This is a genomic window from Streptomyces sp. IBSNAI002 (assembly GCF_052244475.1).
In the GTDB taxonomy this organism is placed as follows: domain Bacteria; phylum Actinomycetota; class Actinomycetes; order Streptomycetales; family Streptomycetaceae; genus Streptomyces.
Map to the genome: position 1 here is coordinate 5,495,486 of NZ_JBQPXG010000002.1, position 14,672 is coordinate 5,510,157.

General features: G+C 74.0%; 12 protein-coding genes. 7 read left to right on the plus strand and 5 right to left on the minus strand.

Annotated elements, in window-relative coordinates; all coding sequences use genetic code 11:
- Nucleotides 1-85: 85 nt before the first annotated feature.
- The 3 genes from ACTVZO_RS26695 to ACTVZO_RS26705 form a co-directional block, all read right to left on the minus strand.
- Complete coding sequence (locus tag ACTVZO_RS26695) at nucleotides 86-1,021, minus strand: EamA family transporter (RefSeq protein WP_443300773.1); 936 nt, start codon at nucleotides 1,019-1,021, stop codon at nucleotides 86-88.
- Nucleotides 1,022-1,034: 13 nt separating this feature from the next.
- Nucleotides 1,035-1,859, minus strand: coding sequence for an isocitrate lyase/PEP mutase family protein (locus ACTVZO_RS26700; protein ID WP_443300774.1), 825 nt, complete (start codon nucleotides 1,857-1,859; stop codon nucleotides 1,035-1,037).
- Nucleotides 1,860-2,016: 157 nt separating this feature from the next.
- Nucleotides 2,017-3,114 (minus strand): pyridoxal-phosphate dependent enzyme, encoded by a 1,098-nt coding sequence (locus ACTVZO_RS26705; protein WP_443300775.1) that lies wholly within the window; start codon nucleotides 3,112-3,114, stop codon nucleotides 2,017-2,019.
- A 223-nt stretch (nucleotides 3,115-3,337) separates the two neighbouring features.
- Here ACTVZO_RS26705 and ACTVZO_RS26710 point away from each other — a divergent pair, with 223 nt between their 5' ends.
- From ACTVZO_RS26710 to ACTVZO_RS26740, 7 genes are all read left to right on the plus strand, one after another.
- Nucleotides 3,338-4,909, plus strand: a complete 1,572-nt coding sequence (locus tag ACTVZO_RS26710; RefSeq protein ID WP_443300776.1) for a S8 family peptidase — start codon at nucleotides 3,338-3,340, stop codon at nucleotides 4,907-4,909.
- Between the two features lie 146 nt (nucleotides 4,910-5,055).
- Entirely contained in the window at nucleotides 5,056-6,222 is a 1,167-nt protein-coding gene (locus ACTVZO_RS26715; protein WP_443300777.1) for a DUF4190 domain-containing protein, read from the plus strand.
- A 137-nt stretch (nucleotides 6,223-6,359) separates the two neighbouring features.
- A complete protein-coding gene (locus ACTVZO_RS26720; RefSeq protein ID WP_443300778.1) occupies nucleotides 6,360-7,112 on the plus strand; it encodes a GntR family transcriptional regulator in 753 nt (250 codons plus the stop codon).
- A gap of 554 nt (nucleotides 7,113-7,666) precedes the next feature.
- A complete protein-coding gene (locus tag ACTVZO_RS26725; RefSeq protein WP_319723421.1) occupies nucleotides 7,667-7,852 on the plus strand; it encodes an SPOR domain-containing protein in 186 nt (61 codons plus the stop codon).
- 28 nt (nucleotides 7,853-7,880) lie between these two features.
- Entirely contained in the window at nucleotides 7,881-8,315 is a 435-nt protein-coding gene (locus tag ACTVZO_RS26730; RefSeq protein WP_443300779.1) for a (deoxy)nucleoside triphosphate pyrophosphohydrolase, read from the plus strand.
- A 154-nt stretch (nucleotides 8,316-8,469) separates the two neighbouring features.
- On the plus strand, nucleotides 8,470-8,898 hold the full coding sequence (locus tag ACTVZO_RS26735) for an ATP-binding protein (RefSeq protein WP_443300780.1): 429 nt from the start codon (nucleotides 8,470-8,472) through the stop codon (nucleotides 8,896-8,898).
- A gap of 157 nt (nucleotides 8,899-9,055) precedes the next feature.
- Entirely contained in the window at nucleotides 9,056-11,668 is a 2,613-nt protein-coding gene (locus ACTVZO_RS26740) for a SpoIIE family protein phosphatase (RefSeq protein ID WP_443303275.1), read from the plus strand.
- A 34-nt stretch (nucleotides 11,669-11,702) separates the two neighbouring features.
- On the opposite strand, the gene ACTVZO_RS26745 is transcribed toward ACTVZO_RS26740, so the two are convergent.
- Both ACTVZO_RS26745 and ACTVZO_RS26750 read right to left on the minus strand, forming a co-directional pair.
- The gene (locus tag ACTVZO_RS26745; RefSeq protein ID WP_443300781.1) at nucleotides 11,703-12,422 is read right to left on the minus strand and encodes a PspA/IM30 family protein; all 720 of its coding nucleotides are present in this window, start codon (nucleotides 12,420-12,422) and stop codon (nucleotides 11,703-11,705) included.
- A gap of 45 nt (nucleotides 12,423-12,467) precedes the next feature.
- On the minus strand, nucleotides 12,468-14,582 hold the full coding sequence (locus tag ACTVZO_RS26750; protein ID WP_443300782.1) for a TPM domain-containing protein: 2,115 nt from the start codon (nucleotides 14,580-14,582) through the stop codon (nucleotides 12,468-12,470).
- Nucleotides 14,583-14,672: the final 90 nt, after the last annotated feature.

Sequence of the window (14,672 nt, forward strand, 5' to 3'; positions counted from 1 at the left end):
GGGCCGCGCGGGGCCGCCGTGGGCGCCAACGCCGCCGTGTTCGCCGCGGCCGCCGTGGGTGCCGGGCCGGCCGGCCGCCGTTCCGTTACTTCTTGCGCTCCGTGCTGACGATCACGCCCACCGCCGCCACCACGATCGTGCCGCCGAGCACGATCGGCCAGGTCAGGGCCTCGTCCAGGATCAGCGCGCCGAGGGCCACGGCCACCACCGGATTGACGTACGCGTACGTGGCCGTCAGCGACAGCGGCGCGTTCCGCAGGAGCCAGGCGTACGCGGTGAACCCGACGAGCGAGCCGAAGACGATCAGGTAGCCGAGGGCCAGCCAGGAGGAGGTCGAGTACGCCGCCGGGTCGAGGCCGTGGTGCTCGCCGCGCAGCAGGCCGACGGCCACGCCCGCGATCCCGCCCGCGAGCATCTGGTACGCGCTCCCGGTGAAAGGATTCTTCGGCAGGTCCACCTTCGACCCGGTGAACGAGCCCAGCGACCACGACGCCGAAGCGGCCAGCACCAGCAGCACCCCCGACAGCTGCACCGCGCCGCTGAGCCCCGGGACGGTCAGCACCGCGAGCCCGGCCAGGCCGAGCAGGACCCCGCCCAGGGTGCGCAGCTGCGGCCGGTCCCCGGTGCCGGCGCGGAGCAGCACCACCCACATCGGTACGGCCGCCACCAGCAGCGCGGCGAGCCCGGACGGCACCGAGGTCTCGGCGAGCACGACGAGGCCGTTGCCGCCGAGGATCAGCAGCAGGCCTACCACGACCGCCGAGCCGAGCTGGGCGCGGGTGGCCTTGAGCGCGGCCGGGCCGGACCGCCAGGCCACGGCCCCGGCCAGCAGCAGGCCGGCGGTGATGAAGCGGGCCCCGGCGGAGAGGAACGGGGGCATGGTCTCGACGACGATCCGGATCCCGAGGTAGGTCGAGCCCCAGACGACGTAGACGAGGACGAGGGCGGTCCAGACCGCGCCGGTTGTCTTGCGGTGCGGCGTGGTCGTGGACCGGCTCTCCGCCGGGGTTGATGTGCGCATGGCCGAGATCCTCTCAGCCCTGGAGCAGGCTGTTCAGCTCGCGGTACGGCAGGGAGTCCGCGAGCGGTCCGTACGTCCCGCCCGCGACCAGCTCCTCGGCGGTGCGGCGGACCACGGCGTACGCGGCCTCGGCCACCCAGGACCCCAGGCTGACCCGGGCCACGCCGAGGGCGCCGAGCTCGGCGACGGAGGGGGCGCCGGGGCCGACGAGCACGTTGAGCGGGGCGTCGATGCCCTGGGCGAGCCGGGCCACGGTCGCCGGGTCGGTGACGCCGGGCACGAAGACGCCGGTGGCTCCCGCGCGGAGGTAGGCGGCGGCCCGGGCCAGCGTCTCGTCGAGGCGGGCGGCGGGGCCGGGGTCGCCGAGGCCCTTCAGGTACGTGTCGATCCGGGCGTTGATGTACAGCGGGACCCCGGCGGAGTCCGCGGCGGAGCGGGCGGCGGCGATGCGCTCGGCGTGCTCGGCGGCGGCGCGTGTGCCGTCCTCGATGTTGATGCCGACCGCGCCGGCGGCGAGCACCCCGGCGACGGTCTCCGCGACGGCGGCGGGATCGGCGCCGAAGCCGCTCTCGATGTCGGCGGTGACCGGGACGGAGACGGCGGCGGCCACGCGGGCGATGAGGTCGAGGGCGCGGTCGCGGGCCAGGGAGTCGCCGTCGGGCGAACCGAGGGACCAGGCGACGCCGGCGCTGGTCGTCGCGACGGCCGGGGCCCCGGCCGCCTCCACGACGCGGGCGCTGGCCACGTCCCAGGCGTTGGCGAGGGCGAGGGGCCGGGCGGGTGTGTGCAGAGCGGTGAAGCCTGCGGCCAGCTCGGTGAGGTCGGGGTTGTTGGTCATGCGGCCCAGTTCAGCAGACCCCGCGGGCCGGGGCTCGCGATTTTCCGACATGTAGGCAGCGCCGGGCCGGGCCGGCCGCACCTCGAAGCCCGGGGCTCCGCCCCGTACCCCGCGCCTCAGACGCCGGCGGGGCTGGATGCGGGCGTCGGGGCGGCGGCTACTTCGGGCCTGCGCCGCACAGGGGGAGGACCGCGGTGCGGCCCTGCAAGGGGTCTTCGGGGGCGAGGGGCCCCACCGCGGCCCAGCACGCCGCTGCCGTCGCTTCCACCGACAGCCCGCGGCGGGCCAGGTCCCGCTGGGCCTCGCGGAGCCGGGCGTCCGGGACCGTCAGGAACGTGCCGCCCGACGTGCGGACCGCCGCCAGGATCTGCCGGGCCCGCGGCGGAGCCGGGATCGCGATGCCCTCGGCCAGGGTCGGCAGTTGGGCGGCCGGCTCCGCGTCCTCCGCCCCGGCCGCGAACGCCGACGCCAGCGGAGCCACCGCCTCCGCCTGGACGGCGATCAGGGCCGGCGGCCGCACCCCGCGCCGGGCCAGCTCCTCGACGGCCAGCGCGGCCCCGAGCAGCAGGGTGCCGTTGCCCACCGGGACCACCAGGACGTCCGGCAGCCGGCCCGACATGGCCTCCCAGACCTCGTACACGTACGTCTTCGTGCCGTGCAGGAAGTACGGGTTGAAGACGTGGCTCGCGTAGAACACCCCCGGATCGTCCGCCGCGGCCCGCGCCGCCTCCGCGGTGGCCTCGCGGCCGCCCGGCACCACCCGTACGGCCGACCCGTGGGACCGGATCCGGTCCGTTTTCCTCTCCGAGGTGCCCTCGGGCACGAAAACTTCACAACTCAGTGCGGCCCGTGCGCAGTACGCCGCCACCGCGGCCCCCGCGTTGCCGCTGCTGTCCGCCACCACCCGCTGCGGAGCCAGCCGGCGGGCCACCTCCGCGAGCATCACCGCGCCCCGGTCCTTGAACGACAGCGTCGGCATCAGGAAGTCGAGTTTGGCGTGAACCCGCTCTGCCAGCGGCACCATCGGAGTGTTCCCCTCCGCCAGCGACACGGAGAACGCCCCCGGCAGCGGCAGCGCGGCCGCGTACCTCCACAGCGAGTTCGGCCCGGCGGACGGTTCCAGCGCGCTGGCCGGATCCGGTGTGAAGTCGAGGTCCCAGGGGCCGGCGCAGACGGGGCAGCACCAAGGCGCGGTCCGGACGTCGGCGCGGGTGCCGTCCTCGGGGCAGAGGTATCCGGGGAGTGCGTGCGTCATGTGCGGAGCGCCTTTGCTCGATCATGGCGGGCGTATGGCATGGATGTTACGCGTCGGCCGTCCTCTTGTGGGAGCTGGTGAGGGTGCGTCAACCTTTCGGAGGCGGCAGCCCGTTCGGCCGAATGATTTGTCATGGGCATGGCTAACCCACGTGCCCGTGCGTCGGACCGCGCGGCTCCGCTTAACCCCCCGCAGCGCACCACCTATGAGGAGGACCCCTCACATGTCCGTGATGCGTCACACCCGCCGGAAGCTCGCCGGCATCAGTGCGACCGCCGTCGTGGCCCTCGCGCTCGGCACGGCCGCGGCGCTGCCCGCCTCGGCGGCCGACAACGCCCCGCAGGGCGTCATCGAGAACGCCGGTGTCGCCGGAGCCGTCCCCGGCAGCTACATCGTGACCCTGCACGACACGGCCGCCCGCTCCACCGCGGACAGCGGCAAGGCCGTCGCCAAGCGGTACGGCGCGAAGATCGACCGCACCTACAGCGCCGCGCTCAACGGCTACTCCGTCGAGGTCTCCGAGGCGCAGGCCAAGAAGCTGGCCGCCGACCCGGCGGTCAAGTCCGTCGTGCAGAACCGGGTCTTCACCGTCGACGCCACCCAGCCCAACCCGCCGTCCTGGGGCCTGGACCGCATCGACCAGCGGGCGCTCCCGCTGGACCAGAGCTACACCTACCCGGACAAGGCCGGTGAGGGTGTCACCGCCTACATCATCGACACCGGCGTCCGCAAGACGCACCAGGACTTCGGCGGCCGCGCGGCCGACGGCTACGACGCGATCGACAACGACAACACCGCCCAGGACGGCCACGGCCACGGCACGCACGTCGCCGGCACCGTCGGCGGCGGCGCGTACGGCGTGGCCAAGAAGGTCAAGATCGTCGGCGTCCGCGTGCTCAACAACCAGGGCTCGGGCACGACCGCCCAGGTCGTCGCGGGCATCGACTGGGTGACGCAGAACGCCGTCAAGCCGGCCGTGGCCAACATGTCGCTCGGCGGCGGCGCGGACTCCGCGCTCGACACCGCCGTGCGCAACTCCATAGCCTCCGGCATCACCTACGCGGTCGCGGCGGGCAACGAGTCCACCGACGCCTCCACCAAGTCCCCGGCGCGCGTCGCCGAGGCCATCACGGTCGGCGCCACGACCAACACCGACGCCAAGGCCAGCTACTCCAACTACGGCTCGATCCTGGACATCTTCGCGCCGGGCTCCAACATCACGTCCACGTGGGGCACGGGCGACACCGCCACCAACACCATCTCGGGCACCTCCATGGCCTCGCCGCACGTCGCGGGCGCGGCCGCGCTCTACCTCTCGCAGAACCCGGGCAGCACCCCCGCCCAGGTCTCCGCGGGCCTGGTGAGCGCCTCGACCCCGAACGTGGTCACCAGCCCCGGCACCGGTTCCCCGAACCGCCTGCTGAACGTGGGCGCCGGCGGCACCGTCCCGCCCGGCCCGAAGTTCGAGAACACCGCCGACTACGCGATCAACGACAACGCGACCGTCGAATCGCCGATCACCGTCAGCGGGGTCTCCGGCAACGCCCCGGCCACGCTGAGCGTGCCGGTGGACATCAAGCACACCTACACCGGTGACCTGAAGGTCGACCTCGTCGCCCCCGACGGCACCGTCTACACCCTGCACAACCGGGCCGGCGGCAGCGCCGACAACATCATCCGGACCTTCACGGTCAACGCCTCCTCCGAGGTGGCCAACGGCGTCTGGAAGCTGCGGGTGAACGACAACGCGAACATCGACACCGGCAAGATCGACTCCTGGGCGCTCCAGTTCTGAGGCACCGGCGCCGCACATGAGGCGCCGGTACTGAACGCACGCGCAGGGACGCGGTGAACAGGCGGGGGCGACCGGCAGGGCGGTCGCCCCCGCTGCGTACTATTCGCGCATTCGTTCGCGCACCCCGTGATGGAGTTCCCCAGCCCGTGAGCACCCCGCCGAGCCCGCCCCCCGGACCGGGCCACTCCTGGCCGCCGCCCTCCCCGCAGCCGGGGTGGGGGCCGCCACCGGGCTACGGGCAGCCGCGTCCGGAACAGGGGCTCAACGGCTTCGCGCTCGCCTCGCTGCTGGTCGGGCTGCTGTGCCTGCCGCCGCTGGGCCTGGTCTTCGGCGTCGTGGCCCTCGTACAGACCGGCAGGCGGCGGCAGCGGGGCAGGGTGCTGGCGATCGTGGGCCTGGCGGTGTCCGTGGTGATGACCGGAGTCATGGTGTTCGCGGTCGACCGGGTCGCCTCGGAGGTCCGCCACCGGATGGACGCGATGGGCGAGTTCACCGATGTCGAGGGCGACCTCCGGGACCTCGACGACCTGCGGGCGGGCGACTGCTTCAACGTCCCCGGCGGGGACCTGATGGCCGACCGGCCCCTGACGTACCGGATCGACTGCGCGGAGCCGCACCACGGCGAGGTGACCGCCTCCAAGCTGCTGGAGCCGGCGAACGCCCCCGAGTCGGCCGAGGCGGACCGGGTCTCCGAGGACGAGTGCTGGAAGGCTCAGGACGCCTACGCGATGGACACGTGGGCGCTGCCCGCCTACGCGGAGATGTTCTACTTCGCCCCCTCCCGCCAGTCCTGGCGCCAGGGGGACCGGCGGCTGGTGTGCGTGATCGGCACGACCGCGGAGGAACGGCGGGGCAGCCTGCGGCAGGACGCGGGATCGCTGAAGCCCGAGCAGTCCGCCTTCCTGCGGGTGGCCAACGAGGTCGAGTTCGTGCTCGGCCGGCCGCCCGTGGGGGACCTCGAGGACACGCTCCCCGAACACCAGGCGTGGGCGCGCTCGGTGTACTCGGCGCTCGGCGACGAGGCGAAGGCGCTGGAGGCCGACAAGGCCCGGCCGGGACTGGAGAAGGCGGTCCGGGCGCAGCTGGGCGAGATCGAGGCGGCCCGCGCGGCGTGGCAGCGTACCTCCCAGGCGACGACGGCCGCCGACTTCGACCGGCAGTGGGACCGGGCGCTGCGCGCGATGTCCGTGGAGACGGAGAAGGCGCTGCGCGGTGCGTACGGGCTGGCGACGGAGGTTCCGGAGTGGCTGGCGGAGTCCCCGGAGGAACCCGGGAGCGGGCCCGGCCGGGAGCCTTCGGCGCAAGCGGCGTGACGTCGTCCGCGTAACGCGCGGTAACGGGTTTGGGTGACCAGGCTTCATCACTTCGGGTGAAACTCTGGCCCTTGCTTGCGGTCCACAACCGTCGGTTGCCAGGGTGTAGCTGTCTGTCAACCTGATGGGAGTGGCCAGTGACTTTCGGTGAGCAGCCGGCCTATCTGCGCGTGGCCGGGGACCTGCGACGGAAGATCGTCGACGGTTCCCTGCCCCCGCACGCCCGGCTCCCCTCGCAGGCCCGCATCCGCGAGGAGTACGGGGTCTCCGACACCGTGGCGCTGGAGGCGCGCAAGGTCCTCATGGCGGAAGGGCTGGTCGAGGGCCGGTCCGGGTCGGGCACGTACGTACGGGAGCAGCCGGTGCCGCGCCGGGTCGCCCGCTCCGGCTACCGCACGGGCGGCATCTCGACCCCGTTCCGGCAGGAGCAGGCGGAGTCGGGCGCGCGCGGCACGTGGGAGTCGAACAGCGAGCAGACGGCCGCCCCGGCGGAGATCGCCAAGCGGCTCGGCATCGAGCCGGGCGAGCGGGTGATGCGGACGCGGTACGTGTTCCGCGACGCGGGGGAGGCGATGATGCTGTCGACCTCCTGGGAGCCGCTGGCCGTGACCGGCCGGACGCCGGTGATGCTGCCTGAGGAGGGCCCGCTGGGGGGCTCCGGGGTGGTCGACCGGATGGCGGCGATCGACGTCGTCGTGGACAACGTGGTGGAGGAGGTCGGCGCGAGACCGGGTCTGGCGGAGGAGATCCTGCTGCTCGGCGGGGTGCCGGGGCATGTGGTGCTGGTGATCGGGCGTACGTACTACGCCTCCGGCCGCGCGGTGGAAACGGCCGACGTGGTCGTCCCCGCGGACCGCTACCGCCTGGCGTACCACCTGCCGGTGCGCTGACCCGGCGGGGCTCGAAGCCCGGGCTCCGCCCCGGGCCCGCGCCTCAATCGCCGGCGGGGCTCAAAGAATCGGGGCCCCGCCCCGGACCCCGCGCCTCAATCGCCGGCGGGGCTGGGTTGTGCCCGGCGGGGCGGGTTGTGCCGGCGGGGCCGGGTTGTGCCGGCGGGGCCGGGTGTGTCGGCCGGGCTGGGTTGTGCCGGCCGGGCTGGGTTGTGCCGGCGGGGCCGGGTGTGTCGGCCGGGCTGGGGTGGGCTCGTGGAGTGGGTGGCATCAGCCAAAATCCGGTGCTGCCCGGGGCCCCGGCCGGCGGTGGTCCGGGGGTGTGGGGGTGAATCCCCCTGACCCTGGTCACAGGTGACGGGCCGTCACCCGGTGCGCCCGTGCGCCGGGTCGGGACCGGCGCGCACGGCGCACTCGTACGCATGGCCGAATGCGTACGCCCCGGGGTACCTCTTCGTGAAAAACCGTATCCGCTCCGTAAAGTCCGGGCGTAAGCTCGGGCATATGCGCAATGCGGTTTCCCGGGCAGGTACGTCGGCGGAGGGTGAAACGCGATGAACGACAGCGGTGCCCTGCTCCCGTGGCTGGTCATACGTCAGGACGACAACGGCAACCGCTACCGGGTGGGCCGGTACTCCACCCGGGCCGAGGCCCAGAAGGTCGTCGACAGCCTCGACGACCGTGGACACAAGCAGCTCTACTGGGTCGAGCGGATCGGTCAGACCGCCACGATGAACTGAGCATCCAGAGTTGACATAGGCTCCGCCCATGACGGTACGAGTGGTCGTGGGCGGAGCCCTTTGTCATGAGGGGCGCCTGCTGGCCGCTCGCCGCAGCGCACCCCCCGAGCTGGCCGGACGCTGGGAGCTGCCGGGCGGCAAGGCCGAGCCGGGTGAGTCCGTCCCCGAGGCGCTGGTGCGCGAACTGCGCGAGGAGCTCGGCGTCGAGGCCGAGCCGCTGGAGCGGATCCCGGGGGAGTGGCAGCTGAGGCCCGGCCTCGTCCTGCACGTGTGGACCGCCCGCCTGGTCTCGGGCGAACCGGCGCCCCTCGAGGACCACGACGAGCTGCGCTGGCTCGGGCCGGAGGAGCTCGAGTCGGTGGACTGGCTCGACCAGGACCGGCCCGCGGTCGCCGAGGCGGGGCGCCGGCTGCGCGCCGGTCGGCGCCCGCAGCCGCACGACGGGGCGCCCGGGGGCGCGTGACGCGCGCTCTCTAGGCCGTCTGCGCCACAGTGCGCCGGTGCGTGGGGGATCGAGTGGTACGACGCCCCGAATATCGGGTATGTCGCTATTAGTCCCTATCTCGTCCCCCTTTCGTCCCCGACGAACCGGACTGGGGTCGCTGCCGGCCCGGGAAGTGATCGGCGTGATCGACACAGACGGTGAATGCGCCGAGTGGGCCTTTCCCGCTGAGCCCGGCGCCGTCCGAACCGCCCGCCACGCCGTGCGCGGCGCCCTCAGGGACTGGGGCCTCGAATCCGTCGGCGATGTGACCGTCCTGCTGGTCAGCGAGCTCGTCACCAACTCCCTGCGGTACGCGTCCGGCCCCATCGGCGTCCGGCTGGTACGGCGCAATCCGGCCGCCGGCGGCCCGGTCGGCGGCGCCGCCCTCCTCGTGGAAGTTTCCGATCCGCTTCCGGATCCACCCCGCGAACGGGTCGCCCGCGCCGACGACGAGGGCGGCCGGGGGCTCCATCTCGTCGCCGTCTCCTCGCAGCGCTGGGGGACCCGCCACGGGAAGTCGGGCAAGACTGTGTGGTTCGAGTTGGCTCTTCCTGGTGAGTAACAAGGTGACGGGTGGCCGACCGGCACAAGAGGTGGCTCGAAACTAACGGGACCTTTTTGTGATCGTGAACGCCGTGCCGTCCGGGGCCGTGGTGCTGAATACTGCGGTCATGGCCGGTCCGGTGCGGTGAGCTGGAGGGGACGGTCGCGTGAGCGAGATACCTGCGCAGGCACATCAGACCAGGGTGCCCGGGGAGACATGGCACGACTCCCTGTGGCACAGCAGCCCGCCTGGCTCGATATATGACTACATAAAGGTCGCTTCCTTCTCGATCGGGCCCGACGGCCTCATCGACCAGTGGAGTCTGCGCGCCGAGGAGCTCTTCGGCCTGACCGCAGCCCAGGCCGTGGGCCGCGATCCGGTCGACGCCTTCATGCCGCCCGAGCTCCGGGCCGGCGGACACCGCCGGGTCGCCGAGATCCTCGACGGAAAGGAATGGACCGGCCTCGTCCCCTTCCGGATCCCCGGCGGCGACGGCGAGCACGGCGTTGCCGAGATCTACGTGATGCCCACACAGACCGAATCCGCCGAGCGGGCCGCGCTCTGCGTCGTCGTCGACGTGCGTGCGCTGCGGCGCATTGAGTCCGACCTGGCGGCTTCACAAGCCATATTCGGCCAATCTCCCTTCGGCTTCCTCCTCTTCGGTACGGACCTCACCGTGCAGCGGGCCAACCGCCGCTTCGCCGCCGTGTTCGGGGGCGCCGCCGAGGAGCACCGGGGCCGGACCGTGCACGACTACCTGCCCGTGCACGAGGCCGACCGGATGGCCGAGGCGCTGCGCCGGGTCCTGGAGACCGGGGACTCGGTCACCGACCTCCGCATCACCGGCGCCGCCCCCGGCAGCCGGGACAACCGCCACTGGTCCATCAACCTCTACCGCGTGCACGGCGGCACCGGCCGTCCCATCGGCGTCGCCGGGATCGGCACCGACGTCACCCGACGGCATCTCGCCGCCCGCGAGGCCGCCGGGGTGCGGCGCAACCTCGCGCTGCTCAACGAGGCCGGGCACCGCATCGGCAACTCCCTCGACCTGGAGACCACCGCCCGCGAACTCCTCGACGTCACCGTCCCCGGCTTCTGCGACCTGGCCGCCGTCGACCTCTACCAGGGGCTGCTGCTCGGCGACGACGACCGGCCCGCGCGCCCGCACGGCCCCGGGGTGCCCTCGCTGCCGCCCGGACTGGGCGCCGGCCGGGCCCCGTCCGCGCCGCTGCGGCGGGTCGCCTTCGCCTCGGCCGTCTCGGACGCCCCGCTGTCGGGACCCGGCGCGCTGGTCTCCGTCGGCGAGGTGCACCGCTATCCGGCGGCCTCGCCGGGCGCGCTGGCGCTGCGCACCGCCCGGCCGCGGCTCATCGAGGGGGGCGGCGCGGACGACCTCGTGCAGTCCACGCTCGTCGTGCCGATGGTCGCCCACGACACGGTGGTCGGCCTCGCGCAGTTCTCCCGTACGAAGGGCAGCGAACCCTTCGGCGAACGGGACCGGGCGGTCGCCGTGGAGCTCGCCGCGCGGGCCGCGGTCTGCATCGACAACGCACGGCTGTACCGGCGCGAGCACGAGCGGGCGCTGATCCTCCAGCGCAGCCTGCTGCCGCCCGGCGACCCGGAGGCGGCCGGCCTGGACATCGCCTGCCGGTACCTGCCGGGCAACGCGGCCACCGAGGTCGGCGGCGACTGGTTCGACGTCATCGAGCTGCCCGGCCACCGCACCGCGCTGGTCGTCGGCGACGTGATGGGGCGGGGACTGCGGGCCGCCGTCGCGATGGGCGAACTGCGCACCGCCGTACGGACCCTGGCGCTGCTGGACCTCGAACCGGCGGAGGTCCTGGCCGCCCTCGACGAGGTCGCCCGGGGCCTGGGGGCGCCCGGCGGCTCCCAGCAGGCCTCGCGGGCGGCCCTGCACTCGCGGGACGCGGACCGCTCGGAGGTGTACCTCGCCACCTGTGTGTACGCCGTGTACGACCCGGTGACCCGGCGGTGCACGATCGCCAACGCGGGCCACATGCCGCCCGTCCTGGTCGAACCGCCGGACGAGGCCGGGCGGCCGCGGCCCGCGCTGCTGCTGGAGGTGCCGCCGGGAATGCCGCTGGGGGTGGGCGGGGAGCCCTTCGAGGAGGTCGAGGTGGAACTGCCGGAGGGGGCGCTGCTGGCGCTGTACACCGACGGGCTGGTCGAGTCCCGGGACCATCCGCTGGAGGAGGGACTGCGGGGCCTGCGCGAGGCCCTCGCGGATCCGGTCCGTCCTCTGGAGGACGTCTGCGACCACGTGCTGAACACCCTGGACACCCGGCACGGGGAGGACGACATCGCCCTGCTGATGGCACGCGTGCAGGGGCTGCCGCAGGAGGCGGTGGGGGACTGGCAGCTGCCGCGCGAGGCCCGTTCGGTGGGCCGGGCCCGGGAGCTGGCGCGGGCGAAGCTGCCCGGGTGGGGGCTGGAGGGGCTGCTGGACACCACCGAGCTGCTGGTCAGTGAGCTGGTCACCAATGCGCTGCGGTACGGGGAGGGCGAGATCCGCCTGCGGCTGCTGCTGGACCGGACGCTGGTGTGCGAGGTGTGGGACGCGAACCTGGTCCAGCCGCGGCGGCGGCGGGCGCGGGACACGGACGAGGGCGGGCGCGGGCTCCAGCTCGTCGGCCTGCTGTCCGCGGGGTGGGGCACCCGGCGGACCCACCGCGGGAAGACGGTCTGGTTCGAGCTGCCGTTGCCCGGGGCGGCGGCCGAAGCCGTGTCCGAACTCTCGGCGGAGCAGCTCCTGAGCATGTACGGCTGAGCCGCGGGGGCCGCGCGGGCCCCCGGGGAGGGGGTCAGGCGGCCCGGCCCTGCTTGAGCGCAGCGAGTCTGGCCTCGATTTCCGAGGTCTTGCCCAGGTCCTCGAGGGATTCGAACTGCGCGTCCAGGGACGACGCGGCCAGCTCCTGCTTGCCCAGGGCCATGGCCTCCTCCCTGCGGACCTTCTCCTCGAAGCGGTTCAGGTCGCTCGTCGGGTCCATCACGTCGATGTTCTTCACCGCGTCCAGCATCGTGTTCTGCGCCTGCGCGGTCCTGGCCCGGGCCACCAGCTCGTCGCGCTTCGCCTGCAACTCCGTCAGCTTGTTCTTCATCGAGTCGAGGCCCGACTTGAGCTTGTCGACGACCTCCGTCTGGGCGGCGATCGTCGGCTCCGCCGTCTGCGCCTCCTTCTCCGACTGCATCTGCCGGCCCAGCGCCACCTTCGCGAGGTTGTCGAACCTGTCGGCGTCCGCCGTCCCGCCCGCCGCGCGCAGTTCGTCCGCCTTCCTGCTCGCCGCCAGCGCCTTGCCGCCCCACTCGGCGGCCGCTTCGACGTCCTGCGCGTGGTCGGCCTCCAGCATCCGGAGGTTGCCGATCGTCGTCGCGACGGCCTGCTCCGCCTCCGAGATGTTGTTCGTGTAGTCCCGGATCAGCTGGTCCAGCATCTTCTGCGGGTCTTCCGCCTGGTCCAGCAGTGCGTTGATGTTGGCCTTCGCGAGCTGGGTGACGCGGCCGAGGATGGTCTGCTTGCTCATGATGGGCTCTCCTGGTCGAGGGGGGTGTGGGGTACGCGCTGAGGTTCAGAAGCGGCCGCCGCCGCCCATCCGGCCGCGGGTTCCGCCGCCGCCGAAGGATCCGGGCCCGCCCCCGCCGCCGAAGCTCCCGCCGCCGAAGCCGCCGCGCCCGCCGCCGCCGAAGCCGCCCCCGCCGCCCCGCAGGATCTCGCCGAGGATGATCCCGCCGAGTACGGCGCCGCCCTGGCCGCCGCCGGCCCGCCGGCCCGCGTACGGGTCCTGGTAGGCCCGTACGTCCTGCTCCGCCAGCTGCTGCGCCTGCCGGGCCAGCGCGTCCGCCTGCTGGGCCTCCGCCAGGGCGGCCGCGGGGTCCGTGCCCGTCAGGGACACCGACCGCTCCATGTGCCGCTGCGCCTCCGCCAGCCGGGTGCGGGCCTGGCTGCCGACCGCGCCCCGGCTGGTGGTGATGTAGTCCGTGGCCGCGCCGATCGCGCTGCGCGCCGTGAGCACGGCCTGGTCGAGCAGGGCCACCGCCCGCTGCCGGCCCGACTCCCGCTCCCGCGCCCCGGCCAGTGCCTCGTCCAGGGCCGCGTCGGCCTCCTCCACGCGCCGCAGCGCGTCGATCGGGTCGTACCGGCCGGCCGTCTGCTCCCGCCGTACGTCGGCCAGGACCGCCTCGGCGCGCCCGATGCGGCCGCGCAGGTCCGCCGTCGAGGTGCCCTCCGCGGTGCCGCCGAGCAGCCCGCCCGCGTCCGCGAGGTCGGTCTCCGTCTCGGTCAGCGCCCCCGGCAGCTTCCCGGCCGCCTCCGCCAGCTCCTGAGCCCGCCGCTCCACCGCGTCCACCAGCGTCGCCGCCTGGTCCACGGCCCCCTCGGCGGCCCGTACGTGCACGGCCGCCCGGCCGTTGTCGCCGCCGTCGACGGCCGCGCGGGCCTCGCCGAGGTGGGTGGTGGCGAACAGCAGCCGGTCCTTGGCCTGTTCGGGGTTGGAGGCGACGGGCGCCGACGCCGAGTCCGCGTACCGCTGCGCCAGCGCGGTCAGGGTGGCCACGGCCGTCGTGGTGCGCCCGGTCAGGGCGCGGAAGTGGGTCTCCACGGTGGCCAGGGCCTGCGGGGCGTTCTTCTCCAGGTCCCGCAGCCGGTCGAAGTCCGCGGTCTCGGCGTCCAGCCGCCGGTTCGCCTCGGTGCACCGGGCGACGATCTCGTCCAGCATGCGGCGCCGGGTCGCGTCGTCCTCGGGGTAGGCGTCGTCGAGCTGCTGGCGCAGCCGGAAGGCGTGTGTCAGCTCGTCCTTGGCGTACTCCACGGCCGTCTTGAACGGGGCCACCGCCTCGTCGCCGAACTGCGCGGAGGCGAAGCCGAGTTCCTCGGTGCTGGTGCGGATGGAGTCGTCGGTCCCCACCAGCAGCGACTTGGCCCGCGCGTCCAGCTCCGGCAGCGGGAGCCGGTCGGGCGCGCCCTCCGGCCAGCCCGGTCCGGTCGTCGCGCCGCGGCCGCCGTCCGCGCCGGTACCGCGCTTGCGGCGGGAGTACGCGTACGCCCCGAGCGCCCCGGCGGCGCCCACCGCGATCACCGGGAGCACGTAGTCCCCGGCCCCGCTCTCGCCGCTCGACTTCCCGCCGGGGTCCGCCGGGCCGGGGGTGATGGCGGGCACGGGCACGGGCCGGCCGCCGAGGACCGCGCCGTAGCCGTCCGCGGCGCCGATGGCGGCGCCCGCCCAGTCGTTCTGCTTCAGGGCGGGCTCGATGGCCGTGCGGGCCACGTCCGCGAGCTGCTGCTCGGTGAATCCGGAGTCGAGGGCGGCGGAGTAGGCGTACTGGCGGGCCCCGGTGCCCACGGCCAGCAGGACGTCGTCGCGGCCCAGGCCGTTCTTCTCCGCGGTGGCGTCGGCCCAGCTCTGGGCGGAGCGCCCGGAGAAGTCCCGTACGTACGTCACGAACAGCTGGATCCGCCGGTCGGCGTACAGCTTGTCGAGCGCGGCGGTGACGGCGGCCCTGCGGTCGCCCAGCGCGCCGACCCGGTCGGTGATCTGCCCCTGCTGTGAGAGGGTGACGGGATCCTCGGCCCGCGCGGGAGGCGCCCCGGCCAGGCCCCAGCCGCCGAGCGCCAGCAGCGCGGCGGCAAGGGCGGGCCCGGACCGTACGAAGGCCCTGAGGGGCGGCCTGCTTCTCGGCGGAATCACAATTGGGAGGGTATGGGCGGTTTCGCGGCCGCGCATGCGGAGCCATCCCGGAGTCGTCCGGGCGCCGGGCCGGCACGCGGCCCGGGCTCC

Bases quoted from the DNA above. Each gene is read 5' to 3' on its own strand.
- ACTVZO_RS26705 (WP_443300775.1), bottom strand. From the start codon at position 3,114: ATGACGCACGCACTCCCCGGATACCTCTGCCCCGAGGACGGCACCCGC.
- ACTVZO_RS26710 (WP_443300776.1), top strand. From the start codon at position 3,338: ATGTCCGTGATGCGTCACACCCGCCGGAAGCTCGCCGGCATCAGTGCG.
- ACTVZO_RS26695 (WP_443300773.1), bottom strand. From the start codon at position 1,021: ATGCGCACATCAACCCCGGCGGAGAGCCGGTCCACGACCACGCCGCAC.
- ACTVZO_RS26730 (WP_443300779.1), top strand. From the start codon at position 7,881: ATGACGGTACGAGTGGTCGTGGGCGGAGCCCTTTGTCATGAGGGGCGC.
- ACTVZO_RS26745 (WP_443300781.1), bottom strand. From the start codon at position 12,422: ATGAGCAAGCAGACCATCCTCGGCCGCGTCACCCAGCTCGCGAAGGCC.
- ACTVZO_RS26700 (WP_443300774.1), bottom strand. From the start codon at position 1,859: ATGACCAACAACCCCGACCTCACCGAGCTGGCCGCAGGCTTCACCGCT.
- ACTVZO_RS26725 (WP_319723421.1), top strand. From the start codon at position 7,667: ATGAACGACAGCGGTGCCCTGCTCCCGTGGCTGGTCATACGTCAGGAC.